This window comes from Thermanaerosceptrum fracticalcis (genome assembly GCF_000746025.2).
GTDB classification, from domain to species: Bacteria; Bacillota; Peptococcia; order DRI-13; family DRI-13; genus Thermanaerosceptrum; species Thermanaerosceptrum fracticalcis.
The window spans coordinates 2,029,675-2,054,985 of sequence record NZ_CP045798.1 but is presented as its reverse complement, the minus strand read 5'-3'; the positions used below and the strand labels follow the sequence as shown (position 1 = coordinate 2,054,985).

20 protein-coding genes, 1 tRNA gene, 3 pseudogenes and 2 riboswitches are annotated in these 25,311 nt (G+C 46.9%); of the genes and pseudogenes, 17 read left to right on the top strand and 7 right to left on the bottom strand.

The features are described 5' to 3' along the window. The first annotated feature begins 312 nt into the window (after positions 1-312). Together BR63_RS10520 and BR63_RS10510 are read left to right on the top strand one after the other, a co-directional pair. Complete coding sequence (locus BR63_RS10520; protein WP_034420062.1) at positions 313-1,461, top strand: THUMP domain-containing class I SAM-dependent RNA methyltransferase; 1,149 nt, start codon at positions 313-315, stop codon at positions 1,459-1,461. 697 nt (positions 1,462-2,158) lie between these two features. Then, the gene (locus BR63_RS10510; protein ID WP_034420060.1) at positions 2,159-4,156 is read left to right on the top strand and encodes a methyl-accepting chemotaxis protein; all 1,998 of its coding nucleotides are present in this window, start codon (positions 2,159-2,161) and stop codon (positions 4,154-4,156) included. A 209-nt stretch (positions 4,157-4,365) separates the two neighbouring features. On the opposite strand, the gene BR63_RS10505 is transcribed toward BR63_RS10510, so the two are convergent. Then, on the bottom strand, positions 4,366-5,166 hold the full coding sequence (locus BR63_RS10505; protein ID WP_051965396.1) for a helix-turn-helix domain-containing protein: 801 nt from the start codon (positions 5,164-5,166) through the stop codon (positions 4,366-4,368). Positions 5,167-5,355: 189 nt separating this feature from the next. On the opposite strand from BR63_RS10505, the gene BR63_RS10500 reads away from it, so the two are divergent. Both BR63_RS10500 and BR63_RS20000 read left to right on the top strand, forming a co-directional pair. Then, positions 5,356-5,553, top strand: a complete 198-nt coding sequence (locus BR63_RS10500) for a helix-turn-helix domain-containing protein (protein WP_034420058.1) — start codon at positions 5,356-5,358, stop codon at positions 5,551-5,553. A 98-nt stretch (positions 5,554-5,651) separates the two neighbouring features. After that, on the top strand, positions 5,652-5,792 hold the full coding sequence (locus BR63_RS20000; RefSeq protein WP_187142661.1) for an aspartyl-phosphate phosphatase Spo0E family protein: 141 nt from the start codon (positions 5,652-5,654) through the stop codon (positions 5,790-5,792). A gap of 287 nt (positions 5,793-6,079) precedes the next feature. Here BR63_RS20000 and BR63_RS10490 read toward each other — a convergent pair whose 3' ends face one another. Further along, on the bottom strand, positions 6,080-6,577 hold the full coding sequence (locus BR63_RS10490; RefSeq protein ID WP_034420056.1) for a hypothetical protein: 498 nt from the start codon (positions 6,575-6,577) through the stop codon (positions 6,080-6,082). Positions 6,578-6,785: 208 nt separating this feature from the next. Next, positions 6,786-6,896: riboswitch (SAM riboswitch) on the top strand. A gap of 94 nt (positions 6,897-6,990) precedes the next feature. On the opposite strand from BR63_RS10490, the gene BR63_RS10485 reads away from it, so the two are divergent. The 3 genes from BR63_RS10485 (at position 6,991) to BR63_RS10475 (ending at position 9,548) form a co-directional block, all read left to right on the top strand. Then, entirely contained in the window at positions 6,991-8,193 is a 1,203-nt protein-coding gene (locus BR63_RS10485; RefSeq protein WP_034420054.1) for a homocysteine biosynthesis protein, read from the top strand. Positions 8,194-8,405: 212 nt separating this feature from the next. Further along, a complete protein-coding gene (locus BR63_RS10480; RefSeq protein WP_034420053.1) occupies positions 8,406-8,807 on the top strand; it encodes an NIL domain-containing protein in 402 nt (133 codons plus the stop codon). After that, complete coding sequence (locus BR63_RS10475; RefSeq protein ID WP_034420051.1) at positions 8,808-9,548, top strand: UPF0280 family protein; 741 nt, start codon at positions 8,808-8,810, stop codon at positions 9,546-9,548. Between the two features lie 265 nt (positions 9,549-9,813). Here BR63_RS10475 and ytvI read toward each other — a convergent pair whose 3' ends face one another. Continuing rightward, positions 9,814-10,842, bottom strand: coding sequence for a sporulation integral membrane protein YtvI (gene ytvI / locus BR63_RS10470; RefSeq protein ID WP_034420049.1), 1,029 nt, complete (start codon positions 10,840-10,842; stop codon positions 9,814-9,816). A gap of 211 nt (positions 10,843-11,053) precedes the next feature. Here ytvI and BR63_RS10465 point away from each other — a divergent pair, with 211 nt between their 5' ends. Then, positions 11,054-11,839, top strand: a complete 786-nt coding sequence (locus tag BR63_RS10465; RefSeq protein WP_034420048.1) for an undecaprenyl-diphosphate phosphatase — start codon at positions 11,054-11,056, stop codon at positions 11,837-11,839. Between the two features lie 95 nt (positions 11,840-11,934). On the opposite strand, the gene BR63_RS19780 is transcribed toward BR63_RS10465, so the two are convergent. The 4 genes and pseudogenes from BR63_RS19780 to BR63_RS19365 form a co-directional block, all read right to left on the bottom strand. After that, positions 11,935-12,510 (bottom strand): DEAD/DEAH box helicase, encoded by a 576-nt coding sequence (locus BR63_RS19780; protein ID WP_276568983.1) that lies wholly within the window; start codon positions 12,508-12,510, stop codon positions 11,935-11,937. Beyond that, positions 12,487-14,124 (bottom strand): annotated as a pseudogene (locus BR63_RS10460) (DEAD/DEAH box helicase); the annotation flags it as partial. The gene BR63_RS19780 and the pseudogene BR63_RS10460, both read right to left, overlap by 24 nt. A gap of 108 nt (positions 14,125-14,232) precedes the next feature. Beyond that, entirely contained in the window at positions 14,233-14,508 is a 276-nt protein-coding gene (locus BR63_RS19370; protein WP_034420046.1) for a hypothetical protein, read from the bottom strand. After that, positions 14,474-14,983: an SWIM zinc finger family protein gene (locus tag BR63_RS19365; protein WP_034420045.1), complete on the bottom strand. Its 510-nt coding sequence runs from the start codon at positions 14,981-14,983 to the stop codon at positions 14,474-14,476. The genes BR63_RS19370 and BR63_RS19365 overlap by 35 nt, the downstream gene beginning before the upstream one ends. A gap of 230 nt (positions 14,984-15,213) precedes the next feature. Here BR63_RS19365 and BR63_RS10455 point away from each other — a divergent pair. The 9 genes and pseudogenes from BR63_RS10455 to BR63_RS10415 all read left to right on the top strand — a co-directional run bounded on the left by BR63_RS10455 (position 15,214) and on the right by BR63_RS10415 (position 25,288). Next, positions 15,214-15,289: transfer RNA gene (locus BR63_RS10455), tRNA-Lys, on the top strand. Between the two features lie 117 nt (positions 15,290-15,406). Next, positions 15,407-15,586: riboswitch (cobalamin riboswitch) on the top strand. A 364-nt stretch (positions 15,587-15,950) separates the two neighbouring features. After that, positions 15,951-16,970 (top strand): FecCD family ABC transporter permease, encoded by a 1,020-nt coding sequence (locus BR63_RS10450; protein WP_034420043.1) that lies wholly within the window; start codon positions 15,951-15,953, stop codon positions 16,968-16,970. Between the two features lie 65 nt (positions 16,971-17,035). After that, positions 17,036-17,752, top strand: a pseudogene (locus BR63_RS10445) (ABC transporter ATP-binding protein); the annotation flags it as partial. A gap of 13 nt (positions 17,753-17,765) precedes the next feature. Further along, positions 17,766-18,192 (top strand): annotated as a pseudogene (locus BR63_RS10440) (ABC transporter ATP-binding protein); the annotation flags it as partial. Further along, on the top strand, positions 18,178-18,654 hold the full coding sequence (locus BR63_RS10435; RefSeq protein ID WP_161781848.1) for an AAA family ATPase: 477 nt from the start codon (positions 18,178-18,180) through the stop codon (positions 18,652-18,654). The pseudogene BR63_RS10440 and the gene BR63_RS10435, both read left to right, overlap by 15 nt. Further along, positions 18,645-19,679, top strand: coding sequence for a magnesium chelatase ATPase subunit I (locus tag BR63_RS10430; RefSeq protein WP_034420040.1), 1,035 nt, complete (start codon positions 18,645-18,647; stop codon positions 19,677-19,679). Before BR63_RS10435 ends, BR63_RS10430 begins: the two co-directional genes overlap by 10 nt. Beyond that, positions 19,676-20,467: a magnesium chelatase ATPase subunit I gene (locus tag BR63_RS10425; protein ID WP_153801995.1), complete on the top strand. Its 792-nt coding sequence runs from the start codon at positions 19,676-19,678 to the stop codon at positions 20,465-20,467. Before BR63_RS10430 ends, BR63_RS10425 begins: the two co-directional genes overlap by 4 nt. Beyond that, entirely contained in the window at positions 20,416-21,528 is a 1,113-nt protein-coding gene (locus BR63_RS10420; RefSeq protein ID WP_153801994.1) for a VWA domain-containing protein, read from the top strand. Before BR63_RS10425 ends, BR63_RS10420 begins: the two co-directional genes overlap by 52 nt. A gap of 28 nt (positions 21,529-21,556) precedes the next feature. Next, a complete protein-coding gene (locus BR63_RS10415; RefSeq protein ID WP_034420039.1) occupies positions 21,557-25,288 on the top strand; it encodes a cobaltochelatase subunit CobN in 3,732 nt (1,243 codons plus the stop codon). Positions 25,289-25,311 lie beyond the last annotated feature (23 nt).

Here is a 25,311-nt window from a genome sequence, read left to right as displayed (position 1 = left end):
TAAATTATATGTCGCCTTAACTAAGATTGCAACATAATTTTATTTATATGTATCATTGGAAAAATATATGGTATATACATGTCAGGTGTCTTATAAGGTTTTGGCAAATATTAGAGGGATATGCGGGAAAACGTCGAATTGTAAAATCGAATAATGAAGGACTAAGGCTTATTAGTTTTTTTATTAATATTACTGCCATTTTCGAAAACATACCTCTGTTGTTCGCAACAAGTCAGATTGACTTCAGGAATATTTTTACAGAGAATTAAAGAAGATATAACACAGAAATGAAATACGTAACAGGGAGGTTTCATGGGAAAGCTTGAACTCATAGCAACTGCTGCCTTTGGCCTGGAATCTGTCGTAGCCAGGGAAGTTCTGGATTTAGGCTATATTGAACAAAAGGTAGAGAATGGCCGGGTAACCTTTTGGGGTGATGAACTGGCTGTCTGCCGTACCAATATATGGCTCAGAACAGCGGACCGGGTACTTTTAAAAATGGGGCAATTTGAGGCCCGCACTTTTGAGGAATTGTTTCAACAGACCAAAGCCTTACCCTGGCCTGACTGGTTACCTGAAGATGCCAACTTTCCTGTAGAGGGCAAATCAGTTAAATCCACCCTTTTCAGTGTATCTGACTGTCAAGCCATTGTAAAAAAAGCCATAGTTGAAAAAATGAAGGAAAGATATAAAAGACAGTGGTTTGAAGAAACAGGGCCCCGTTATAAGGTGGAGGTAGCTCTTCTCAAAGATGTGGTCACCATAACTATTGATACAAGCGGGGCTGGCCTGCATAAAAGGGGGTACCGCAAACTGGTGGGACAGGCACCCCTTAAGGAAACTCTGGCTTCCGCTCTTGTTTATTTAAGCCGCTGGCACCCGGAGAGGCCCCTCATTGACCCCTTCTGCGGCTCGGGAACTATCCCTATAGAAGCTGCCATGCTGGGGCTTAACCTGGCATCGGGGTTGAGGCGTGATTTTGCGGCAGAAAAATGGCCAAATATACAGGAAAAATACTGGAAAGAAGCAAGGGGTGAAGCCCTGGACCTTATAAAAAAGGATATAAGTTTAGATATTGCCGGTTTTGATATTGATGACGAAGCCTTAAGTTTAGCCCGTTATCATGCCCGGGAAGCCGGGGTGGAAAAACATATTCATTTTCAGCGCTGTCCTGTAGCGGAACTTAAGTCTAAAAAGAAATTCGGGTATATTATCTGCAACCCCCCTTATGGCGAACGTTTAGAGGAAATGAAGGCAGTGGAACGCCTTTACAAGGAAATGGGACAAATTTTTAAGAAACTTGATACCTGGTCATATTATGTACTTACCTCTCATCCTCGCTTTGAAACCCTTTTCGGACGCCGGGCTGATAAAAATCGCAAGCTTTTTAACGGACGCATTGAAACCCATTATTATCAGTTCTTTGGGCCCAAGGTCCCGGGATTTAAGAGAGATATATAATTTGGAGCAGGATATCTTTGGGGAAAGTACAAAGTATTCTTTAGGGTGAGTAAAGGTGCTCACCTCTTTATTTTTGTCCTTTTTTATCGAAATTATCTTAAAAAACAACAAGTATATTTTTATATACTAAAAAGCGGCAACATAAGAACAAAATTCGACATAGGTCCTATGTTATCATAAATCAGGATATTTTTTAAAAGATAAATGATTTATTATAATATAATGGCTCAACCTGGGAAGAAGGTAAAAGCTGAATTGAAAAAGGGAAATTGTCTTATACGGATTGAGTGGGTTAAAAAGCGTAACTTTCAGATTATAAGAGAGGTGGGAGGTAAAGCGCACGCTTTTGAAATTGAACAGTTGCTTATAGAAGCCCTGAGCAACGCCTAAATCCATGGTAATAAAAGGGATGAAAGGAAACCTATATATCTCCGTTATACATATGATACAAACAGTATCACTTTTGAGGTGCAGGACTGCGGTCCCGCTTCGGAAACGGGCAAATTCCTTTAGAACTGCCCGGGGATAAGCTTCTGGAAGAGACAGGCCGAGGTTTATTTTTGATTAAGGCTTTTGCCGATGAAGTAGAATTGTGCGGCAATATTATTATAATCAGGAAAGCCTTGGACCTTGGACAAATGCGTATCCCATGTGGGGTAAAAAAAGAAATTTACAGGTCATTTTTGGAGGGATAAAAGTGAAACTGAGTTTAAAGGTTAAACTTATTACCATGTTCCTGGTCCTGATATCTACCCCTCTTTTGGTTTTGGGTTTCTTATCTTATAAAATGGCCTCGGAATCTTTACAAAAAACTATTGAACAGCAGCTGGCAGTAACTAATGCTTTAACCGCAGAAAATGTGGGACTGACCTTAGGGACAGTGAGGGATTACGTGAAGTTCGCCAGCGAAACACCCCAGCTTCTTGGGGCTGTAGTAAACAGCCAGCAGGAAAAAAGAGCGGCCTTTGCTTATGTGGCTGAACTGCAGCGCGAGAATGCCGGTTTGATTGAAATGGTTATTGTTACCGACAGCCGGGGAAAGACCATCATGACCAACGAGTCTCTCAATTCAGATGTGGATTTAAGCGATAGGGATTATCTAAAAAAAGCCCTGGGAGGGTCCGGGGCAGTCAGTGAAGTTATTATGTCAAGAATCACGGGTAAACCTGTTGTTGCCCTTGCTGAACCCTTAAGGGGAGAAAATAAAGTGCAGGGGGTGCTGATTGCCACCATTTTGTTTGATAAAATCTCAGAGCATGCGGAAAAAATAAAAATCGGTGAGAACGGCTACGCCTATATGATTGACAAAAATGGCCTTGTGGTGTATCACCCCAATAAAGAAAAAGTGCTTAAAGAGAACTTGAGTGATACAGATAATGCTGAGTTAAAAGCTCTTGTGCAAAAGATGAAAGCCGGGGAAACTGCAGATGGATATTATACATATGAAGGGGTTAAAAAGTTCGTAAGATTTCAACCGGCCGGTAACTGGATTTTGGCCATTACAGCTAACTATGATGAATACATGGCCCCCGCTTTAGCCATAAAAAATAGAACCTTAATCATAATTGGTATAGCTTTACTCATAGCTCTGTCCCTCGCTTATTTCCTTTCCGCCAAGAACATTATTAATCCTCTTAGACAATTACAACAACTAATGGAAAAAGCGGGTAAAGGTGATTTAACCGTTTATGCCCAGATCAGGACAAAGGATGAGATACAGGCATTGGGAGAATCTTTTAACCAGATGATTACTCATCAGGGAGAAATAGTCAGGCAAGTCCGGACCAGTGCCCAGGAGCTGGCGGCATCCTCTCAGGAAATGGCAGCTTCTTCTGAACAGGTCAGCTCTGCTACTGAGCAAATCACTGCCAGTATCCAGCAGGTTGCTAAAGATGCAGATGCTCAAAACAATTCTGTAATTGAAGCTTCTAAGTCCCTGGTGCAGTTGGCAAGTTTGGTAAAGCTTGCTCAGCATAAAGCCCTGTCCGCAAATGAAAGATCAGCCAATACGATGAGGATTGCCCAGGATGGCAGGACAAAAGTAGAAGAAACAGTACAGGCGATGAATATCATTAACGAAAAATCCAGTGATACGGCTGAAGTTGTCCAGCGGCTCAGCAAGCTGTCAGCCAAGATCGGAGAAATCATCAGCACCATCAATGCTATTGCGGCCCAAACAGATTTACTGGCTTTAAACGCTGCCATTGAGGCAGCCAGGGCCGGGGAACACGGCAGGGGGTTTGCCGTAGTGGCCGATGAAGTCCGGAAACTGTCGGAGGAATCCCATAAAGGGGCAAGTGAAATAGCAGCTTTGGTCAGCGAAATGGTGAAAGAGACCAATAAAGCCGTGGAATCCATGAGGTCAGGAAAAGAAGCGGTAGAGAACGGGGTCAAAGTGGTAAAAGCTACTGACCAGGCTTTTGCTGAGATAATCGATGCTGTTGAGGAAACCGTGGGGAATATTCAGGAAATAGTAGAGATTACGAAAGATGAAGTGGCCACTTCCGATCAGGTTGTCAATTTAATTAATACCATTGCCTCCATTAGCGAGGCTACAGCAGCCAATAGCCAGGAAGTATCGGCTGCTGCGGAAGAACAGGCTTCCGCTGTGCAAACAGTGGCCGCAACAGCTGAAGAAACCAGTGCCATGGCCAATTCTTTAGAAAATTTGGTAAGAGTATTTAAACTAGCTTAAGTAAATATACGCCTCTTATGAGGAAGCTCGGAGGAAGTAGCGCTTAGGGAGTGGATAAAATAAAAATAAAAATTACATTGGCTAATAAGCTAAAAAGACCCTGGGTATGTGACCCGGGGTCTTTTTAGCATTAACGGCACAAGTGCAACTAAGGCTTCTTTGTAAATACTTACAGGACAGGGTTTTAAAAAATAGCCGGTTAAGGCAATTTATAATTCCTCGATTATATTAACTTCATTACTTCTGAATATCCTGGCAACCTTGCCTATTATCTGAACTTGTTCTTTACCGGTAAGCAGGATTTCGGGATGGCAGGAATTGGGGGAGATAAGTTTAATCTGTGTTGTATCCCGGTAATAGCTGCGGATAGTAAAGGAACTGTTGAGGTTGACAAGGACTAACTCTCCGTTTTCAACATTTTGATCCTGTATGACCAGGGCAAGATCGTTTTCTGCTGCTATAGTATCTTCCCGTATTTTGAGGAGAAAGCAGCTCCCGGTAACCTTATTGCGGGAGATGACAACAAAGCCTTCAATGATTTTGCTGGCTGCCCTGAGACTCTTCAGATTTTCCTGGTCCAAGACTGGCAAGTAGATATACCCGGGAGGGGAATAGTGCTCTTTTTCCTCAGCAGCCATGGAATGTTCAGGTTTATGGGGAGTTTCTGAGGTAGTCTCTTTCTTTACGAGATACTCTACAAATTCAGAAAGGATGATCAGGTTTTTCTCACTTAAGTGGTCTAACAATGTGGTGATATGCTGATAAACTTTATTGGGATGTTTTGGTTTTTTGATTGAACCCGTCAAGAGCCAGTCCGTGCTTACGTCAAAAAAATTCGCAATACTAACTAATGCCTCAGAGGAGGGACTGAACCTTCCTGTTTCATAACTACTGAGATTACCCCGCGAAATACCCGTTTTTTTAGCCAGTTCCAGTTGGGTAACGTTTCTCGTTTCCCGTAAATATCTAATCCGTTCGCCTATCGTGGTCAATGCTTTTTTCCTGTGCAAAAGGATTCCTCCTTGAAACAAAGCAGTTATGTTTGAAAATAAATCACTAAATCTTGACAGTGTTTGAAATCAAAGCATATAATAGGTATAAATGTAATATCTTACGTAGAGATTGTATCATATCCTTAGAACTTTGGACTACATCACTGAGTACCAGGAGCAATAACAAGTGCAAGCGGGGGTGAGGTGATGACCAAGCGAAAACGCCAGCTCACAGAGTACGGGATAAAAGTGAAGATGGCTCTCCTTCAGAAAGGGATGAGCCAGCGGCAACTTTGTAAAGAATTAGGCTGCCATGAGGTTCGCTTAAGTGAATTGCTGTGTGGTGTAAACAATAATGCTAATATTCGTAACAAAATAACTAAAATATTGGAAATAGATGATTAGGAATAGAAACCCGAGCGAACTCACTTCATTTTCGGGTGATCTAAGGAGTGAAGAATATTATTACAAACAAATTTAACTACCGTCGTTTATTAAAAAGAATGATCGAGTATCAACGACGTAAATTGGTGACCTCTATTCAACAAAAGTGGAGTAATGTATCGAATAAACGAATTCTTTCTATCAGTGAAAGGTTAGACAGATTGATCGTCAAATACCTCAAGTGGATAAGGAAAATTTAAATATTACTTTGGGCAACAAAGCGAGAAGCGAAGTATAATTTTAATCATATTGGCTAACTCTTAAGACCTGGATATTTACCGGGCTTTTCTTTTCGAGAGGGACAAAGCAGTATTCTCTGCTACCCTAAGTAAACCAGATGTTTAACATCGATGTTTGCCGGTATCTTCTATTGAGGTGGTTTTTGGCAGTAGTGAATGAGTCTTTTCGGGTAGAATCCAACCCTATCCGGGAAACTATGGCTACAGAACCCTGGGCTTACCCTACGAAAGGATTATACGTTTCCTCCCTAGAACGATGAGTGGCGCAAATACTTGTAATTGGTGATTTTTCCTTCCGGGATATACGTGAAGTCAGCTAACCAGTAACCCTTTTCTCCTTCGTCTAGAGTCAAGCCCAGGGTATTATTTGTAGTTCCCAGGAAAATATCGACCCGCCGGAACTGGGTGCCGGAATAAAGGTAAGTCCTTCTTCCGTCTTTTTCTTCGATATAGGCCTGCCAAGGTGTACCCGGGGCAGTAAGATAATTTTCGCCGGTGTCGATTTTATCAATCTTCGCAATGACTACAATATCTTCTAATTCTCCGTCTTTATCGGCATCAAACTGTACCCGCTTCACATAGCCCCAGCCGGGATCCCCCGCCTTGGCTAAAGGAATTTTCTCATCGATAAACTGGATGCTTACGTCTTTCTTGAATAAGCCGAAAGAGGGGAGAGCGAAAATAAAAACAAGGACAGCGGCATAAACGAGGAATACCGCCGGTAACCAGAGCCAGCTTTTTTTCACGGTGATTCTCTCCTTCATTAGGTGTAATGTTCTTAAAATAAGCTTGCAGTAATATAATTATATAATGAAACTTGCTTAATATAGTTGAGATTTTAGAGAAAAAGGGAAATAATAAAATATGAGTATAAGAGTGAAATCTGCTAAAAATGGTGTTGACAGTTTGGGGAAGCCTTGATAGACTTTATCTTAATTTAAAATATTGTTTGTGCTCTTATCCCGAGAGGTGGAGGGACTGGCCCGATGAAACCCGGCAACCGTTTGGGCATGCTCAAATTGGTGCTAATTCCTGCAGAAGTAATCAACTTCTGAAAGATAAGAGACCCCGTATACAGCATGATTGGGGCCTCTTCTCTTGGGAAGAGGCCTTTTAAATTAACAGGGGAAGGGCACTTACAAGGGAGGAGAAAGACAAAATGAGTGTGGAACGTACTTATCAGGACATCAATGAACGAATCAAAAAAGGAAAAGCTGTGGTTCTCACGGCGGAAGAGGTTATCAGTAAAGTTAAAGAAAAAGGCGTCACGCGTACTGCCCAGGAAGTTGATGTGGTTACGACGGGTACTTTTGGTCCTATGTGTTCTTCTGGAGTATTTTTGAATTTCGGTCACTCTGCCCCGCGTATTAAAATGCAAAAGGTCTGGTTAAACAATGTGCCTGCCTATTCCGGCATAGCTGCAGTAGATGCCTACCTGGGTGTAACGGAATTGCCCGAAGACGATCCCTTAAACAGCAATTATCCCGGGGAATTTCGCTATGGCGGGGGCCATGTTATAGAGGAACTGGTAGCCCGTAAACCCATCAAATTAAAAGCCACCAGCTACGGAACAGACTGTTATCCTCGCCGGGAGATTGAGACCACTATCACCTTAGATGAGATAAACGAAGCTATCCTCTTTAACCCGCGCAACTGCTACCAGAATTATAATTGTGCCGTTAACCTGGGAGACAGGACTATCTATACGTATATGGGTACCCTAAAACCCCGTTTAGGCAATGCCAATTACTCCACTTCAGGCCAGTTAAGCCCCTTGCTTAAAGACCCCCATTTTAAGACCATCGGGATTGGCACACGGATCTTTCTCGGTGGGGGTATGGGTTATGTGGTGTGGAACGGGACCCAGCATTTTCCCGGTACCCTCAAAGATGGTAACAACAGAGACCTGTGTGGAGCAGGGGGGACGCTTTCCGTAATGGGCGACTTAAAGCAAATGAGCCCCCGCTGGCTGGTCGGTACCAGTTTCCGTGGTTACGGAGCCACCTTGACGGTAGGGGTGGGATTACCCATCCCGATTCTAAATGAAGAAATTCTTTATTATGCCGCCAAAACTGATGAAGAACTGTATGCTCCCATCGTCGATTACAGTGATGCTTATCCTAACCGGAAGCCAGGTAATCTGGGATTGGTAAGCTATGCAGAATTAAAGAAAGGAACCATCCGGATCATGGATAAAGAAGTTCCCACAGGGCCCCTCAGCAGTTATCCTCGGGCCCGGGAGATTGCCCATATCCTCAAAGAGTGGATAGAAAAGGGTGATTTCCTCCTGGGAGAACCCAGCCAGTTGCTGCCCGGCCCTGCTGCCGGCTTAAGCGGCAAGCCCCTCAATGAGAAAGAATAACTGACGATCACCGTGACCGGTGACCGGTGCCCAGTGTCTACACTCGTAAACCGTAAATCGTGAAAGATGAAAAATATGACCTGCCAATATAAGGGTGATAGGGACAATGTTGTCGGTGATCGTCTAAATATGCCGGTGATCGGTCAACGGTGATTGGTGATCGTTCATCACTAATAACTAGTAACTAGTAACTGAAGAATGGAGTGAATGCTATGGCCCCTGAGAAAATTGTCCTGCGCTTCAGTGCAGAGACTGCTGATAAGCCCATTATCTATCACCTGGTGAAGGATTACGATTTAATCATTAATATTGTGAAAGCCTCCATCAACCCTCATAAGGAAGGAACTATGGTTCTGGAGTTATCGGGAGAAAAATATAAGGAAGGTATCTCTTTCCTGCGCAAACAGGGAATCACTGTGCAGCCCTTAACCCAGGAGGTTGTACGTAATGAAGAGCGCTGTACCAGCTGCGGGGCCTGTACGGTCCACTGTCCTACCCAGGCTTTGTATATGGAGCGGCCTTCTATGGAAGTAAAATTCGACGGCGACAACTGTATCGTTTGTTTAATGTGCCTGAAAGTCTGCCCCGTACAGGCCATGGAGGTTAGAATTTAAGTGGTATACGAAGCTCGCACCTACCGGACCCTGCACCAGCAGAAGGACCTGTGCCATTTTCAGGTTATGGTAGAGGAGACTGACCTGGATATTGCCGTAAGGAAAGAAAGATATGATGCAAGAATCATAGAGTTGGCAAAAGCTGTAGTCCGTGAAGAGCGTTACCTTTTAAAAGAATATATCAGCCGTGACCCTGTTTTTCTCACCACTCTGGAGCCTTATCAGCCTCTCCCTGATGCACCCTTTTCGGTAGTGGAGATGAGTAGAGCCGCCCAGTTGGCCGGCGTAGGGCCTATGGCGGCGGTGGCAGGGTATTTTTCGGAAACAGTAGGCAAAAAACTGGCCGCTTTTTCCAGGGAGGTTATTGTAGAAAACGGCGGTGACATCTGGCTGAAAACCAGTAAAACCAGGCGCGTGGGAATTTTTGCCGGCAACTCTCCTTTTACCCATCGTATAGCCCTGGAAATTAGGCCTGGTCGTACACCTCTCGGAATCTGCACCTCTTCCGGTACGGTGGGACATAGTTTAAGTTTTGGCAAAGCCGACGCGATGGTAATTTTATCTCCTTCGGCCACCCTGGCCGACGCTGTGGCTACTGCCGCCTGTAACATGGTGCAAAACACCGATAACCTGGAAAGAGCCGTCAATTTTGCCCTCAATATTTCAGGGGTAACAGGTGCTGTGGCTATCCTGGGCGATAAGATGGCGGTACGGGGGGAAATAAAGTTAGTGCCTATGTGAGTAGGGGCCTATCCATTGACACATTAAAGTAACGGGGCCCCTGGATTATTAACAATGATTTTGCCAACCGTTTTGGTCTGGGACTTGCTCTGAAAGTGTAAAACTGGGGGTAGAAATGGCAGAGGCCTGGCTGGGGGCTGGATGCAAAATTATGCAAAGTGGCCAAGGAGTACTACCAGGAAGCAAAAGATGCGGGCTACGGGAAAGAAGATTGCAATGCTGTTTATAAAAAAAGAGGGGGCCTGACTTTAGGCCCCACACTTTACTAAAACTTTATTTTAACTTTAATTATCCCCACCTGTACCAGGGCTTGGAAGAAAATCACCACGGAAGGGCCGAGAATAAGACCAATGAACCCTGTGAGTTTAAAGCCTATATACATACTGATTAAAGCGGAGAGGGCCCCTATACCCATGGCATTGGCCATGATTTTGGGCTCGACGATACGGCGGAAAGTAATAATAATAGCATAGTGAATTAAGAGGCCAATACTTTGGAAATAATGACCCGTCATATATTCGTAGATGGACATGGGAATAATCACAGAACCTGTTCCCAATACCGGCAGGATATCGACAATGGTAACGAGAAGAGCTGTTGCTGAGGGGTAACTGATTCCCAGGATAAGAAAACCAAGGAATACTACAAAATAGATTATGATGCTGACAATTACCTGAGCTCTGATAAAACCCATGACGGCATGCTGCAGGTTTTTTAATACTATTTCCACTCTTTCATGGACTTCCGGGTCGAAGAGCTGCATAAACCTGTCTTTAAGCCTGGGAAAATTAAGGCTAATCAGATATAAGGCAATAAATACTATAAGAACTTCTAAAAAGACGTTGGGTAATTTTCTGGCAATGTTGAAGAAGATTTCGGCAATTTGACCGATCATTCCCTGTAAGGCTTCCAGGAGACCGCGAAAGATCTGGTGGAGGCTTGCCTGGTATTCAGGGGGAAGGGATTGAAATAAGTGATGGGTTCTATCGTTAAGCCACTCCAGACCGTGGGCTTCCTTAATAAAGATCAGCAGGGTTTTGGCAAGTCCTACGATTTCCTTAGATACCTTGGCGATAATAATGTAGCCTACGCCTATCACGAAGATAACGAAAACAGTGCAAACAAAAAAAGCGGTATAGATACGTTTGAACCCCGTTTTCTGGCTAAGCTGTTGGATTAAGGGCTCCAAGAGCAGTGCTAGAAGGAGAGCCAGTAAAAAGGGCAGTCCCAGGGTAAAAAGCGCATAAAGTAAGAAAAGACCCAAAGCGCTGTAAAGTATGGTTTTCAGTGACAAAGGACAGGCCTCCTATATTTAAGGTTTTCTCTTTCATTTTAACAGTTTATGGGGTAAAATCTACTGAAAAAGTATCTTTTAGTAGTTTTATGGCCCGGTAGACTGTAGTATCTCACGCATATACTAAATAAAAGGGAATAATCTTTACTGGAACCTCCTCATCTTTTCTGTTACAATGTTCATGTTTTAAGTTAAATGTATGGAGGGGAACATGGAAGAAATTTTAAAAGCGTTAATACTGGGGATTATACAAGGATTGACGGAATTCCTCCCCGTCAGCAGTACAGGTCATCTTTTATTAGGCAGGAAACTCTTGAACTTGTCTGAGGCAGGGCTTTTTCTTGATACCATGCTGCACCTGGGAACATTTTTAGCCGTAGTCGCTGTCTTCTGGGAAGATATCCTTTATATGATAAAACATCCTTTCAGCCGCTTAACTCTCCTCGTTATAGCCGGGACCATTCCCACTGCTGTTATTGGTTTGGCCTTTGAGGATTTTTTTGAGGAAATTTCCAAGACCGGTGTGACTGTGGGATGGGAGTTCCTGGTGACCGGTACTATTTTATGGATAGCCGATAATCTGAAAAAGAGAGGTTACAAGGATATAGATGAGATAACATATAAAGATGCACTGGTCATGGGGACCTTGCAGGGGGCTGCCATCTTACCGGCCATTTCCCGCTCAGGTTTAACCATTTCCGGCGCCTTATTCCAGGGGATTGATAAAAAAGCGGCCGCCCGTTTCTCCTTTCTCTTATCCCTGCCGGCTATTTTAGGGGCAGTTGTTTTACAAAGTGTTAAGCTTTTTAAAGGACAGGTGGAGGCTATCAGCATGGGAGCCCTGGCGGCGGGCACTTTAGCGGCGGCAGTTGCCGGTTATATCGCGGTAAGATGGATGCTGGCCATCATCCAGCGGGGATCCTTAAAAGTATTTTCCATTTACGTCTGGATACTGGGGATTGGTATCCTCATTGCCCAGTTCCTGGGTAAGTTTTAGTTATGCTAATAATTAAAAAATATGACTGAAGTACTAAAATACCCGGCAGATTTCCTGTCGGGTGTTTTTCTAAATTATTTCGGCTCCTGACGCTGTTAAATATCAAAAAGTGCTCTGATTTCTTCCTGGCTCATTTTCGTCAGGAAGTTTTCACCCGGCCTGATAACGGCCTGGATCAGTTCTTTTTTCTTTTGCTGCAGGTCATAAATCTTTTCTTCAATGGTGTCCTTGGTGATCATTTTGAATACCTGGACGGTGTTTTGCTGGCCCATGCGATAAGCCCTGTCTGCGGCTTGTTCTTCAACCGCCGGGTTCCACCAGGGGTCATAGTGGATCACCATATCTGCCCCCGTAAGGTTCAAACCTGTCCCGCCAGCCTTCAGGGAAATCAAGAACACCTCTTTTTCCCCGGCATTAAAGGAGTTGACCAGCATGAGCCGTTCCCTAGATTCCGTTGTACCGTCAAGGTAGTGGTAGGAGATCTTAGCCGCTGCCAGTTCTTCTTTTAGGAGAGAAAGCATGCTGGTAAATTGGGAAAAAAGGAGAACCCTGTGCCCTGCACTGACGGCATCTGCTAATAATTCCATAAGGGTTTCCGCTTTTCCGCTGCCTCCCTGATAGTCTGCAAAAAAAAGGGCGGGGTGGCAGCAGATTTGTCTGAGCCGCGTCAAGAGGGACAGGATTTTAAGCTGGCTTTTTTCAAAGCCGTGGGCCAGGAGTTCTTCCTCAAACTCTTTTTTGGCCTGGAAGAGATAGGCTGTATATAATTTGCGCTGTTCCTCAGTCATCTCGCAGGTTAACTTGCTTTCTATCTTGGGAGGAAGTTCTTGCAAAACTTCTTTTTTGGTCCTACGCAGGATGAAAGGCTGCAAATGACGGGACAGATCCTCCAGAGCCTTCTTATCCTGGTGTTTGACAATAGGGGTTTCGAATTTGTTTTTGAACTTGTTATGGCTTAAAAGGTATCCCGGCATGAGAAAGTCAAAAATAGACCACAGTTCGGTCAGTGAATTTTCCAACGGAGTACCGGTAAGGGCAAAATATCCTTGAGCTCTGATGCTTTTCACGACTTTAGCGTTTAAGGTGTCGGGATTTTTGATATACTGGGCTTCATCCAGGATACAGTATTTGAATTCAAGGTTTTCATAGAGTTCCATATCTCTTCTGAGCAGGGGATAGGAGGTTACCGCCAGATCTGTCTTAGACAGATCCTGGATAGTTTTCTGCCGTTCCTCCTGGTTTCCGACAATAAGGGTTGTCTTAAGTTCCGGAGCAAATTTTTGCGCTTCTTCCTGCCAGTTGTAGACCAGGGAAGTGGGGGCTATAACCAGGGAAGGGGCAGAGTCCCTGGGAGGATTGTTTTTTTCTGCAAGGAGAAAGGTTAAGACCTGTAAGGTTTTTCCCAATCCCATATCATCGGCCAGGATACCTCCCAGGCCGTAAGAGGCCAGGGTTTTAAGCCACTTGAAGCCTGTTTTCTGATATTCCCGGAGCTGGCCTTTGATCCCTTCGGGAAGCGAATATTCCAGTTCACGGGGTTCCCGGATATCCTGAATTATTTGTTTGAAAGCATTGTTTCGCTCCAGGTGGAGGTTTTTTTCTTTGGCCAGGCTGTCAAGATAGAGAGTACGGTATTTAGGAAGCTTGATGATACTTTTTTTCAAATCTTTTTCGCTGAGGTCAAGATTTTCTGTTAATTCGGCCATTTCCCGAAGCCAGTCGCCATCAAGGGCAAGAAAAGAACCGTCTTTCAGCCTGTAATACTTTTTTTTCAGTTTGTATGCTCCTAATAATGCGATAAGTTCTTTAGAGTCCAAATGCTCATAAGTCAAAGCCATTTCCAGAAGGTTCGTATCCATATTCAGCCTCACTGCGGGTGTGACACGGCTGGAAGTGTTAATCCTTATGTTTCTGAAAGCTTCTGAATAGTAGACTTCGGCCAGACTGGCCAGAGCAGAAAGACCTTCCTGCAGGAAGTCATATATTTTTTCTTCGCTGTCCAGAAGGAAATGCTCTTTAAGTTTCTTGAAACCCCATTTAAGGAACAGGTCTACCATCTCTTTTTCTTCTACTGTCTGTCTGATAAGGATTTTGTCCTTGTCAGTGAATATGGTTGCCTGTTTATCGGCAGCGGGATTAACCACTGCCTGCCCATATTTGAATTCTACCCGGGCACTGATGCCGCTGCCGGCCCGGTCAAGGTAAACGTGTTTAGTCAGGGGTGCCCTGTAGAATTTCTCCTTTAAGGAGGGAGCCAGGCTGACGGAACCGATTTTCTCCAGGGAAGGTACTAACGATTCTGGTTACATCGGCAAGGGTTTTGTTGATATTGATAACGAAGGAGTCTTCACCCATCAGGTCGAAGAATTTAAGCAAGTTGGTATTATTTAGTCTCAGCTTTCTTCCGTCAATGGAAAGAGACTGGCTGAGGTAATAGGCGTAAGGGTTGTTCCCGGACCACTGAGAAGTTGCTTTTCGTCCCTTTCGATGGTTTGGATGAATTGGAGCAGAGCGGCAGATTTAGGATCAAATTTTGTCTCACCAGGTTTTAGGCTGAAGTTTTTTCCGAAAGTAAATTCTTCCGATTTGGCTAAAGTTCCCAGGAATTTTTTCAAGTCTTTTACGGTGTACATTTTACCGCTGCCGACGGTAAATTCCAGCCAGCTCACTTTGGAACCGTCCTGGTACAAAAAAAAAATTAAATTCCGGTTTCAGGATGGCCGTTACGGTGTTTTGCTCCTCAAGGGAAGAAGATGTTCTATTGCTGAAAAAATCCAGGAAAGATTGGACACCCTGGGGAAGTTTTGGCGCTGTCTGGGGCCCTTTGGTTTCATATGGCTGGAAAGTACCGAAATATTTATGCCAGTCGGCCTGAATGGCTTTCATGACGGCCACGATATGTTTGCAGGCCCCATCGTAGCTGAAGAAGGCCTCACACTGGCAGGCATAGTCGTCCAGCTGGTTTCTGCTGTTGAACGTTACATTCACATAATATTTATAGGTGCCTCGCACTACGGCTAAAAAGCTGTTGTTCTTGCGGTCGTAATGAAGGGACAACACGCTGCCGTCCTGGTAATATTTGAGACCTTTGCTGTAGGTTGTTTCCAAAACAGTTACTTCTTTGATTTGCGCATCGGTGAGCATAGGAAGGACCATCACCTGAACTTTTTTTAGATTGTCGCAACTTTCATTTTAGCATATTTTAGATTAACTCGTAGTATAACGAAACAAGGAAATTTTCATGCAAAAAAATAAGGAGTTATTGCTGTTTAGATGATGATAACTTTTTGTCATGGGTAATTTATTTTACAAAGCACATGCTATGATTAAATTAAATAATAAATTGGGGTGTCAAATCCTTTCGCCCTAGCCATGACTCGCTAGCTTAATTGGTAGAGCTACTGACTCTTAATCAGTGGGTACCGGGTTCGAGTCCCGGGCGGGTCACCAGGAGAGAAAAGCGGGGAGGGTTGTTTCCCAGTTTCCTGTTTTTGTGCATAATGATTAATCTGTTTTGACAAATGGAAAAAAGGGAGATATAATTAGCTTGTAATTAGCTTAATAAATTGAATATGGTCAGTTTAAGGTGCCCTGTAGCAAGGGAGAATAGGGAAGCCGGTGTGAATCCGGCACGGACCCACCACTGTAAGCGGTGACGATTTACTTTTATGCCACTGGTCATACCCGGGAAGGCAGTAAGGAGGATGAACCGCAAGTCAGGAGACCTGCCTTAAACGTAGTTTGTGGGGGACAGGGGAAGAATGTCAGCCTGCATGTTTGCTGTTGCTTATTGATGGGGAAGCCTCTTAGCGTTGCTAAGAGGCTTTAATTTTTGTTTTCCGGTCAAACATTCTACTCTCTGGTGCCCGTCAAAGGGCATTCTTTTTTACAAAAAAGAGCTTGTCTCTTTTTGATAGGGGTGGACCTTGGGCCATCTGTCAAGGCTTTTAGGGAAGTGCAGCCCCCCCGGCCTTGGCATAGCCGTAGGAAAGCCCCCTCTTGATACACCCTCCACTAATTTTCTTTAGTTCAGCCTCAATATATTTTTTAGATTATTGAGGCCCTTTTTTTAGGGGAGCGAAATCCAGTTAGAAGGGCAGGAATTAGGTCCATGTTAGTTGGTGGGCAAAAGCTGTTTAGACAGTTAAAGGATTTAAGGGTATGGCGGTTTTTTATTTTGGTTGTGTTTTTCTTGATGGCTGTAGGGGGTATTCTTTTCAGTTTAAGTAAAGGGGCTATGGAAATAAGCCTGGGGCAGATCTGGCAAAGTTTTACCGAGGAAAGCCAGGAACCCTGGGCCCATGTGATGCGCAATATTCGTCTGCCCCGCACCCTGGTGGGAGCCCTGGTGGGCATTAATCTCTCCCTGGCTGGCACTATCCTCCAGTGTGTGATGCGCAATCCCCTGGCTGATCCTGGTATCATCGGTATTTCTTCAGGGGCAGGTTTAGCCGGCATTATTATCCTCATTGTTTTTCCCCACAATACTCACTTGCTGGTGCCTGTGGCTTTTTTGGGGGCCATGGGGGCAGCGTGTCTGATTTACATTCTGGCCTGGAAGGGCGGGGATATTCAGCCTATGCGGGTGATCCTGGCCGGGGTGGCGGTTTCTGCTTTTTTGGGTTCCTTTATTTCCGCCCTGATGATTTTTTACAGCGACCGGGTCCATGGGGCCCTGATGTGGATGGCTGGCGGTCTTTCCGCCCGCAGCTGGCCCCACTTCAAGGTTATTTTACCTTATACCCTGCTAGGGGTTTTAATCGCTTTTTACGGTGCACAAAAATTGAATATTCTGCGCCTGGGGGATGAAATTGCCCGGGGCCTGGGTCTGAAAGTAGAAGCTGTCCGGATCGGATTAACAGCAGTGGCGGCTCTGCTTGCGGCCAGTGCTGTCAGTGTGGTGGGGCTTTTAGGTTTTGTCGGCTTGATTGTGCCCCATGCAGCCAGGCTTTTGATCGGCGGGGACCATAAGTTTCTTCTGCCGGCAGCGGCCCTTTTGGGAACAGGGGTGGTCACCATCAGCGATACGGTGGCTAGGCTGGCCTTTGCTCCTGTAGAACTGCCCGTGGGCATCATTATGGCTTTTCTGGGGGCGCCCTTTTTTCTCTATCTCTTAAGGAGGGAAAGCTGATGGCCCTTTTAAATGTTGATGGGGTGAAATTTGCTTATAAAAAAAAGGAAGTTCTAAAAAAAATGTCTTTAGAGATTAATGAAGGGGATTTTATGGCTGTTTTGGGTCCCAACGGCTCCGGCAAGTCAACCCTTTTGAAGCTTCTTTCCCGCAACCTGAAGCCTGATGGGGGCAGTGTCTTTTACCGCAAGGAAAAAATCACCAGCATGGATACTAAAGCTTTAGCCAGACGCCTGGCTATTCTGGTCCAGGGGGCCGTGGCCCCTCCCGATATTTTGGTCAAGGATATGGTGAGTTACGGGCGCTACCCCCACCAGAAATGGTGGCGGGGCAATACCCAGGAAGACCTGAAGATTATTGCCTGGGCCATGGCCAGGACAAAGGTCCAGCAATTTGCTCTGCGCAGGATGGGAGAACTTTCAGGAGGGGAAAGACAGCGGGTTTTTCTGGCTATGGCTTTGGCCCAAAAACCTGAAATAATTCTTCTGGATGAACCTACCACATACCTGGATATTGCCCACCAGCTGGAATTGTTGGAATTAGTGCGGGAACTGAACAAGGAAGAAGGACTTACTGTTGTCGCCGTCCTTCATGATGTGGCTCAGGCCGCCCGCTATGCGGAGAAGGTTGTGTTGATGGAACAGGGGAAGATTATGGCTATGGGTTCCCCCCGGGAGGTTATTAACCCGGAGAATTTGCGGCGCCTTTACGGGGTGGAAGTGGAGGTATGCTGGGATCAACAAGGACTGCCCCGCATTTTTATTAAAGGACTGGCCAGATAAGGGAGCTGAAAACATGCCTGTGCTAGAAATAATTAACTGCACAAAAAAATTTGGCAACTTTACTGCAGTGGATGCCGTAAAGCTGAAGGTAGAAGCGGGGGATTTTTTGGGGCTTTTGGGTCCTAACGGGGCAGGGAAAACCACGCTAATCCGGATGGTATGCGGCTTGCTCAAGCCCACAGGGGGTGAAATCAGGCTCTTTGGCCAGATTTTTTCCCGGGATCTTTACAGCATTAAGAGCAAAATAGGACTTATCCCTCAACATAATAACCTGGAAGGTGAATTAACAGCCTGGGAAAACCTGGAGTTTCACGGCCGCCTTTTTCATATCCCGGGAGAGGAAAGGGACCGTAAAATCCGAGAAGTACTGGCATTTACGGGATTGGAAAATTTCAAACCGGCAAGTAGAAAATTTTTCCGGAGGCATGAAAAGGAGGCTGCTTCTGGCCAGGGCCCTCATGCACCAGCCGGAACTGTTGGTCCTTGACGAACCCACGGCAGGTCTGGACCCGGAAATAAGGCAAGAAATATGGCAGCTTCTTTTAGAGTTGAACAGGCAGGGCATGACCATGCTTTTGACCACTCATTATCTGGAAGAGGCCGAAATCCTTTGCCAGCGCATTGTTTTTATGTACCAGGGACAAGTAGTCAGGGAGGGGAGACCCGGAGAACTGGCTAAAAACCTGGGGCAATTTGCCGTAGAAATAAAAGGACGGGAAGGAATGGAAGTCCATTATTTCCCCAGCCATGAAAAGGCCAGGGCTTACCTGGAAAAGGAAGGCAGAGAAGGAAAGCTGCGCAGAGTGAAGTTGGAGCCTTCTTGCTTTATGGCAGTGCTGTCCTGCTATGCCGCAGGGTTGAATAAAAGGAAAAAGAAAGGCGGTTTATATCTATGGAAATAACATCCTATTATCCCTTTTCTGCCCTGGTAGGTCAGGAAAGGATGAAAAAAGCCCTGATACTGAATGTGGTGAATCCTGCTTTAGGCGGGGTATTGATCAGAGGAGAGAAGGGAACGGCTAAATCCACGGCGGTAAGGGCTTTGGCCAGCCTTTTGCCTCCTTTGGAAAAAGTAGCGGGCTGTCCCTTTAACTGCAATCCTTGGGAGGAGAGTTCCCTTTGTCCTGACTGTAAGAAAAAGAAGGAAGATGGACAATTTTCCGTCATCAGAGAAAAAATGAGGGTTATAGAGCTGCCGATAAATGCTACCGAGGACCGGGTAGCGGGGACCATTGACCTGGAGCATGCCATTAAAGCGGGGGAAAAACGGTTTGAGCCGGGAATCTTGGCCTGGGCCCACCGCAACATTCTTTACGTGGATGAAGTGAATCTCCTGGATGACCACTTGGTGGATCTGCTGCTGGATGCCGCCGCCATGGGTGTGAATACTGTGGAAAGGGAAGGCATTTCTTTTAGTCATCCTGCCCGCTTTGTGCTGGTGGGCACTATGAACCCCGAGGAAGGGGAACTCAGGCCCCAGTTGTTGGACCGCTTCGGCCTTTCGGTGGAAGTAAAAGGGGAACAGGGAATTCTTATGCGCATGGAGGTCATCAAAAGGAGAATGGCCTTTGAAGAAGACCCCGCGGGGTTTGCGGCCCGCTACCAGGCAGAGGAGGAAAAGCTGCTCCGGCGCATTACAGAAGCCAGGTCCTTGCTGTCTGCAGTTGTGGTGCCCGAAAGAATTTATGAAAAAACAGCCCGCCTTTCCTTGGTGCTGGAAGTTGACGGTCATCGGGCCGATCTGACCATGATCAAGACGGCTAAAACTCTGGCTGCTTATAAAGGACAGCAGGAAGTAGGGGAAGACGAATTGTGGGAAAGCGCCCTTCTGGCTCTGCCCCACCGTATGAAACGCCTGCCTTTTCAGTCGGGGATCCTGGATGAAGAAGCCGTTAAAAAAATCATCTTTGACGGGGAGAAAAAATGAGCAGAAAACAACTATATCCCTTCGGGGCCGTCGTAGGACAGGAGGAGGCCAAGGAAGCCCTGCTTCTGAGTCTGATTAATCCCCGGGTTCAGGGGGTGCTCCTTTCCGGGGCCAAAGGGACGGCCAAATCTTCCCTGGTTCGTTCTCTGGTAACTTTGGATGACTCCTTGAAAATAGTGGAAGTCCCCCTTAATACCACGGAAGACCGCTTGGTAGGGGGGATAGATTTAGAAAAAATGTTGCAAAGAGGAGAAAAGGTGCTGCAGCCCGGTATCTTAGCCCAGGCCCACGGCCATGTGCTTTACATAGATGAAATAAATCTTTTGCCCCCGTTCCTTGTAAAAAAAATACTGGATGCGGCAGCCACCGGAGTCAACAGGGTGGAAAGGGAAGGGATTTCCCTTTGTCATCAGTCTCGTTTTGTGCTGGTGGGCACTATGAATCCCGAGGAAGGGGAGCTTTCCCCCCAGCTTTTGGATCGCTTTGGTTTATATGTAGAAGTGAAGGGCATAAAAGATGAGGAATTGCGCAAAGAAATAGTCAAGAGAAGGCTGGTCTTTGAAGAAAACCCTGCAGGTTTTCTGGCCTTGTGGCAGGAGGAAGGGGCGGAGCTTGCCCGCAAATTAAAATCAGCCCGCAGGATCCTGCCGGAAGTAAAGACCGGAGAAGAGATCCTGGGTTTAGCGGCAGAACTGGCCCAGGCAGCGGGGAGTAAAGGTCACCGGGGGAGCTGGTCATGGTGGAGTGTGCCAGAGCTTTGGCTGCTTGGGACGGAAGAAAGGCGGTAACGGTCCAGGATGTGAAGAAAGCCGCCGCCTATGCTCTGCCCCACCGTCAAAGCCGGCAGCCCGGGGAGGCTCAGGGGAAACCTCTTCCGCCTGGGGCGGGAGCACCTCCGGAAAAGGAAGATAGAAGGGAAGAAAAAAAGGGGTTACCCCCTGGTAACCACTGGCGTAAGGGCATGGGTCAGGCTGAAGAGCGAAAAGATAACCCTGAAGAAATAGTTCTTTCAGACGGTATTCTTCCCCCCGGCCTGGCAGGGGCAGGAGGAAAGGGGAGAGGAGACTGGCGAGGAACCAGGGAGTGCAGAAAGAAGAGAGGACGGTACGCCGGCTGGACTTATCCCCGGGGAAAGGAATTAAACGCAGGGGATGTGGCCCTTGATGCCACCTTAAGGGCGGCGGCCTTGTGTCAGCCTTGGCGCAAAAAGGAAGGGGGGTTCTTAAAGATAGAGCCCCGGGACTTTCGGGAAAAAATCAGAGAAAATCCTCCCCAGCATTTGCTGGTTTTTGTGGTTGATGCCAGCGGGTCCATGGGGGCCAGGGCCAGGATGGGGGCAGTAAAGGGAGCCCTCCTCTCCCTCCTTAAGGAGGCTTACCGCAAAAGGCAGCAGGTAGCCCTTGTGGCTTTTCGCCAGGATCGTTCCCGGGTTTTGCTGCCTCCGACTCCAAGTCCGGAAAGGGCCCAAAAATATCTGGCAGAATTGGCTACAGGAGGGAAAACTCCTTTGGCCGAAGGGCTGCTCCAGGGCTTAGAGGTTATCACCCAGGCCCGGCGCAAAAACAAAGCCCTGACCCCTATCCTGATCCTAGTCAGCGACGGACGGTGCAACTGGGCCCGAGAAGGGCAAAACCCCCTGGAAGCAGCCTTAAATGCTGCTGGAATCTATAGACAAAAAGGAATTATCTCTTTGGTCCTGGACACGGAAGAAGGGGCTTTTTCTCTGGGTTTAGCCCGCCGGTTGGCAGAAGTCATGGGCGGTCGCTATGTAAGGTTGGAAGAAGTAAGTCACCGGACTGTTAAGCATTGTGTGACCTGTTTTTTACACGAATTTGAACGGGAAAGATAGATACAGCATTATCAGGGGGGTGTAAATTTTGGTAGAGATAACGGTTGTTACTGTTTCTTATGCAGCCCTGGAGGACCTGGTCATCGTCAGGGATAAGCTCCTTAGTCAATATCCCGGGGCCTTCCGACTTCACCTATTTAACGGTGAGAAGAAACTTCCGCCCGCCAAGAAGGAGAAGTTAAACCAGGCCCTGGATGCCTCCCGGTTTTTGATCTTGGACCTGATGGGGGCACCCGGTGAACTCCAGGCTTATCTTTTAAACCGGGCTCAAGCTTTCCGGGGGTTTATCGTACCTTTTGGCGGGGAAAATTCGGGGATCCGCAGTCTCCTCCGGCTGGGGCGTTTGGATGGGTCCAGGATGTCCGGTGAGGGGGGAGAGGCCTCGTTGGCCAAGATGAAAAAAATGATGGAAATAGGGGAAAAGGCCGCCTCCCTGATGCCGATAGGTATTTTGAGGGATTTGCGCAATTATTTGCGTCTTCTGGAATACTGGCGTTTTGCCGGCGAAGAAAATATTAGAAACTTTCTTTTGCTGCTGTTGCGGGAGTACGGCTCCCTGACTTACCTGCCTCGGCCCGGTAATCCTCAGACAGCGGATCCTGTAAGTATTATGGATCCCTTGACAAGGGAGACTTTCCCTGATGCCCGTGCTTATTTTGCCCGTTGGGGCTATGAACAGGGGAAACCTGTCATTGCCCTCCTCTATTACGGCCATAATTATCCGGCCCGGACAGGACCTGCAGTACATAAAATCAGGACGGAACTAAGCCAGATAGCCAATGTGCTGCCGGTGGCCCTGACCTCCTTTACCGGCAGGGAAATCAGGGGTCTGGAAAAGATCCTGCAGGAGGGGGGAGAAAGAAAGCCCCGGCTCCTCCTCAATCTTTTGTCTTTCCGTTTGGGGGCAGGACCCATGGGAGGAGATGCCCAGGCCGGGGTAGAGTTTTTGCAAAGACTTGATGTACCTGTTTTGCATCCCTTTTTTATGAACAGGCGGGAGATTAAAGAATGGGAGGAGGCAAAACAGGGGATTAACAGCAGTGAATTCCTCATTTCTGTCATGCTTCCCGAACTGGACGGCAGCATTCTCACTTATCCTGTGGGCGGGATCGGGCGCCTTACCCATCAGGAGAAGGACGATGTTGATTTAAAAGAAATTGACATAATTGCCGAAAGGGTAGAAAGATTAAAAAAACATGTCCAGAGCTGGCTTAAGCTACAGAGCCTCCCGCGCGGGGAGAAAAAGGCGGCCATTGTTTGTTATAACTACCCGCCGGGAGAAGGCAGTATTTTCGGCGGTGCTTTTCTGGATACTTTCGCCTCGGTGGCCAACCTCCTTCAGTATCTCCAGGAAGGGGGCTATCGTACCAAGGTACTGACGGCCCAAGAATTGAGGGAAATATTTGCTCCGGACAGGCTGGTAAACTCACCCCGCTGGAACAGGGATTACCGGGAAAGGGGTTATATCCTCTATCCGGTGCAGTCTTTTCTGGAAAAATATCAGGGTCCTGTGCCTCTTTCTCGGTTGGAAAAAGAATGGGGAAAAGCCCCCGGGGAGGTTATGACGGCGGACGGGAACTTTTTACTGCCCGGCGTGGTGCTGGAGAATGTTTTTATCGGCCTTCAGCCTACCCGTGGGGTCCATGAAAACCCGGAAAAAGTCTACCATGATGAAAACCTACCCCCTCCTTACCAGTATCTGGCCTTTTACCAGTGGCTGAGGGAAGAATTCGGGGCCCATGTCATTATCCACGTGGGGACCCACGGTACTTTGGAATTCTTGCCGGGCAAGGAGTGCGGCATGTCCGGTTCCTGTTTCCCCGATCTGTGTCTGGGGGAGATCCCCCATATCTACCTGTATTATGCGGGAAACCCGGCTGAAGCCATGGCGGCCAAAAGGCGTTCCCATGCCCTATTGGTGGGTTATCAACCTCCGCCCTTCGGGGAAAGCCAACTTTACGGGGAGTACAGCCAACTGGAGGCTTTGCTTCACGAATACTGGGAAGCCCGCTCTTTGAGTCCAGGCAAGTGTGAGGAAATCAAGGAACTTCTTTTAGAAAGGGCCCGTCAGGTAGGAATCATGGCCGAGGATTTGCCTCAACTGGAAAAGGCACTTTACCGTATGAAAAGGGCCCTCATCCCTTTAGGTCTCCATATTTTCGGCCAGGGTTACGGGGAAGAAGAAGGCAGACATTATATGGAATACGTCCTGCGTTATGACAGGGAGGGGCAAAAATCCCTTTCCCGCCTTTTGGCTGAAGCCCAAGGGTTGGATTACGAGGGGCTCATGGAGTCTGGGGCAACTGCACAACTGGCTTCACTGGCGGGAGAAGCCCAGAGATTGGTGCAAGTTTTCTGCCGGGAAGGTAAACTGCCAAAAGATTTTGGTTATCCGGAGGAACACAAAAAAGAAATAGTACAAGCTTTACAGACAGGTTTCAAGGCCAAAGAGGAGGCCTGCAAAAATCATGAAGGGCAAGGCTTGTTAAAAGCCTTGGCCGGCTGCTACCTCTCGGCTAAACTGGCGGGGGACTGCTTTAAGAATCCGGAAATTTTCCCCACAGGCTACAACCTGTATCAGTTTGATCCCCGCTTAATTCCCGGGGAAATAGCTTGCCGCCGGGGGGCCCTGGCCCGCAAAACATGGGAGGAATACCGGCGCCGCCACGGGGTCTTTCCCCAGAGTACGGCGGTGGTGCTTTGGGGACTGGAAACTTCCCGAACCCAAGGGGAAACTATCGGGCAAATCCTTCACTATCTGGGAATTCGCTTCCGGGGAAGGAAAAGTCTGTACCAGACCCTTTATGAAATAATTCCCCTGGAAGAACTGGGGCGTCCCCGCATTGATGTGGTGATCAATATTTGTGGGTTTTTCCGGGACATGTTTCCCCAGCTGATCCATGATTTGAACAATCTTTTATATGAACTGTCCTTGCGGGATGAACCCGAGGAAATGAATTATTTTTTAGCCCATACCCGCAGGCTCCAGGCTTTGCTCTTAGAAAAGGGCTTCAGCGAAGAAAAAGCCCGGGAGTTGGCCAGGGCCAGGATTTTCGGGCCCCAGGAGGGTGAATACGGCACCAGAGTAACCAAACTCCTGGAAACCAAAAACTGGCAGAGAGAAGAGCAGTTAGGGGAGACCTTTTTTGCCAGCTTACGGAATGTATACAGTGAAAATTTCCGGGGTACCCCTATGCCCGATCTTTATGCCCGGCAGCTGGAAGCGGTGGATGTGGTGGGGCAAATTAGGTCCAGCCATGAGTATGAAGTTACGGATCTGGACCATTATTATGAATTTTTGGGGGGTTTGGCCCAGGCCGTAAAAAGCGTAAAGGGCCGGCCACCGGAAATTTTCATCACCGATACCACAGGGGAGACGGTGGAAACGGAAAAGGCAGACCAGGCCATCGACAGGGGGGTGCGCACCCGTTTCTTAAATCCCCGCTGGATCGAAGCTATGCTTAAGCATCCCTCCCGGGGAGGCCAAGAAATTGCCAAGCGCTTTTTAAATATCCTGGGGCTGGCGGCCACTACCGGTCAAGTGAGGCAGTGGGTGTTCCGGGAGCTCCACAAGACTTACGTGGCTGACGAAAGAATGAGGCAAAGGATGAAAGAAAACAATGCCTTTGCCTATCAAGACCTTTTGGAAACTATGCTGGAATACGATAAGAGGGGTTACTGGCAAGCCAGTGAGGAAGAAAGATCTCTCCTTTATCAGGTATATCTGGAAGGAGAAGGGGATATCGAAGACGGGTTATAAAAAAGACCCTTCATGAATTAGGA

Excerpts from the sequence above, each read along its gene's own strand:
- BR63_RS10520 (WP_034420062.1), top strand. The coding sequence starts at position 313 with ATGGGAAAGCTTGAACTCATAGCAACTGCTGCCTTTGGCCTGGAATCT.
- BR63_RS10500 (WP_034420058.1), top strand. The coding sequence starts at position 5,356 with ATGACCAAGCGAAAACGCCAGCTCACAGAGTACGGGATAAAAGTGAAG.
- BR63_RS20000 (WP_187142661.1), top strand. The coding sequence starts at position 5,652 with ATGATCGAGTATCAACGACGTAAATTGGTGACCTCTATTCAACAAAAG.
- BR63_RS10485 (WP_034420054.1), top strand. The coding sequence starts at position 6,991 with ATGAGTGTGGAACGTACTTATCAGGACATCAATGAACGAATCAAAAAA.
- BR63_RS10480 (WP_034420053.1), top strand. The coding sequence starts at position 8,406 with ATGGCCCCTGAGAAAATTGTCCTGCGCTTCAGTGCAGAGACTGCTGAT.
- BR63_RS10465 (WP_034420048.1), top strand. The coding sequence starts at position 11,054 with ATGGAAGAAATTTTAAAAGCGTTAATACTGGGGATTATACAAGGATTG.
- BR63_RS19365 (WP_034420045.1), bottom strand. The coding sequence starts at position 14,983 with ATGCTCACCGATGCGCAAATCAAAGAAGTAACTGTTTTGGAAACAACC.
- BR63_RS10450 (WP_034420043.1), top strand. The coding sequence starts at position 15,951 with ATGTTAGTTGGTGGGCAAAAGCTGTTTAGACAGTTAAAGGATTTAAGG.
- BR63_RS10435 (WP_161781848.1), top strand. The coding sequence starts at position 18,178 with ATGAAAAGGAGGCTGCTTCTGGCCAGGGCCCTCATGCACCAGCCGGAA.
- BR63_RS10430 (WP_034420040.1), top strand. The coding sequence starts at position 18,645 with ATGGAAATAACATCCTATTATCCCTTTTCTGCCCTGGTAGGTCAGGAA.
- BR63_RS10425 (WP_153801995.1), top strand. The coding sequence starts at position 19,676 with ATGAGCAGAAAACAACTATATCCCTTCGGGGCCGTCGTAGGACAGGAG.
- BR63_RS10420 (WP_153801994.1), top strand. The coding sequence starts at position 20,416 with ATGGTGGAGTGTGCCAGAGCTTTGGCTGCTTGGGACGGAAGAAAGGCG.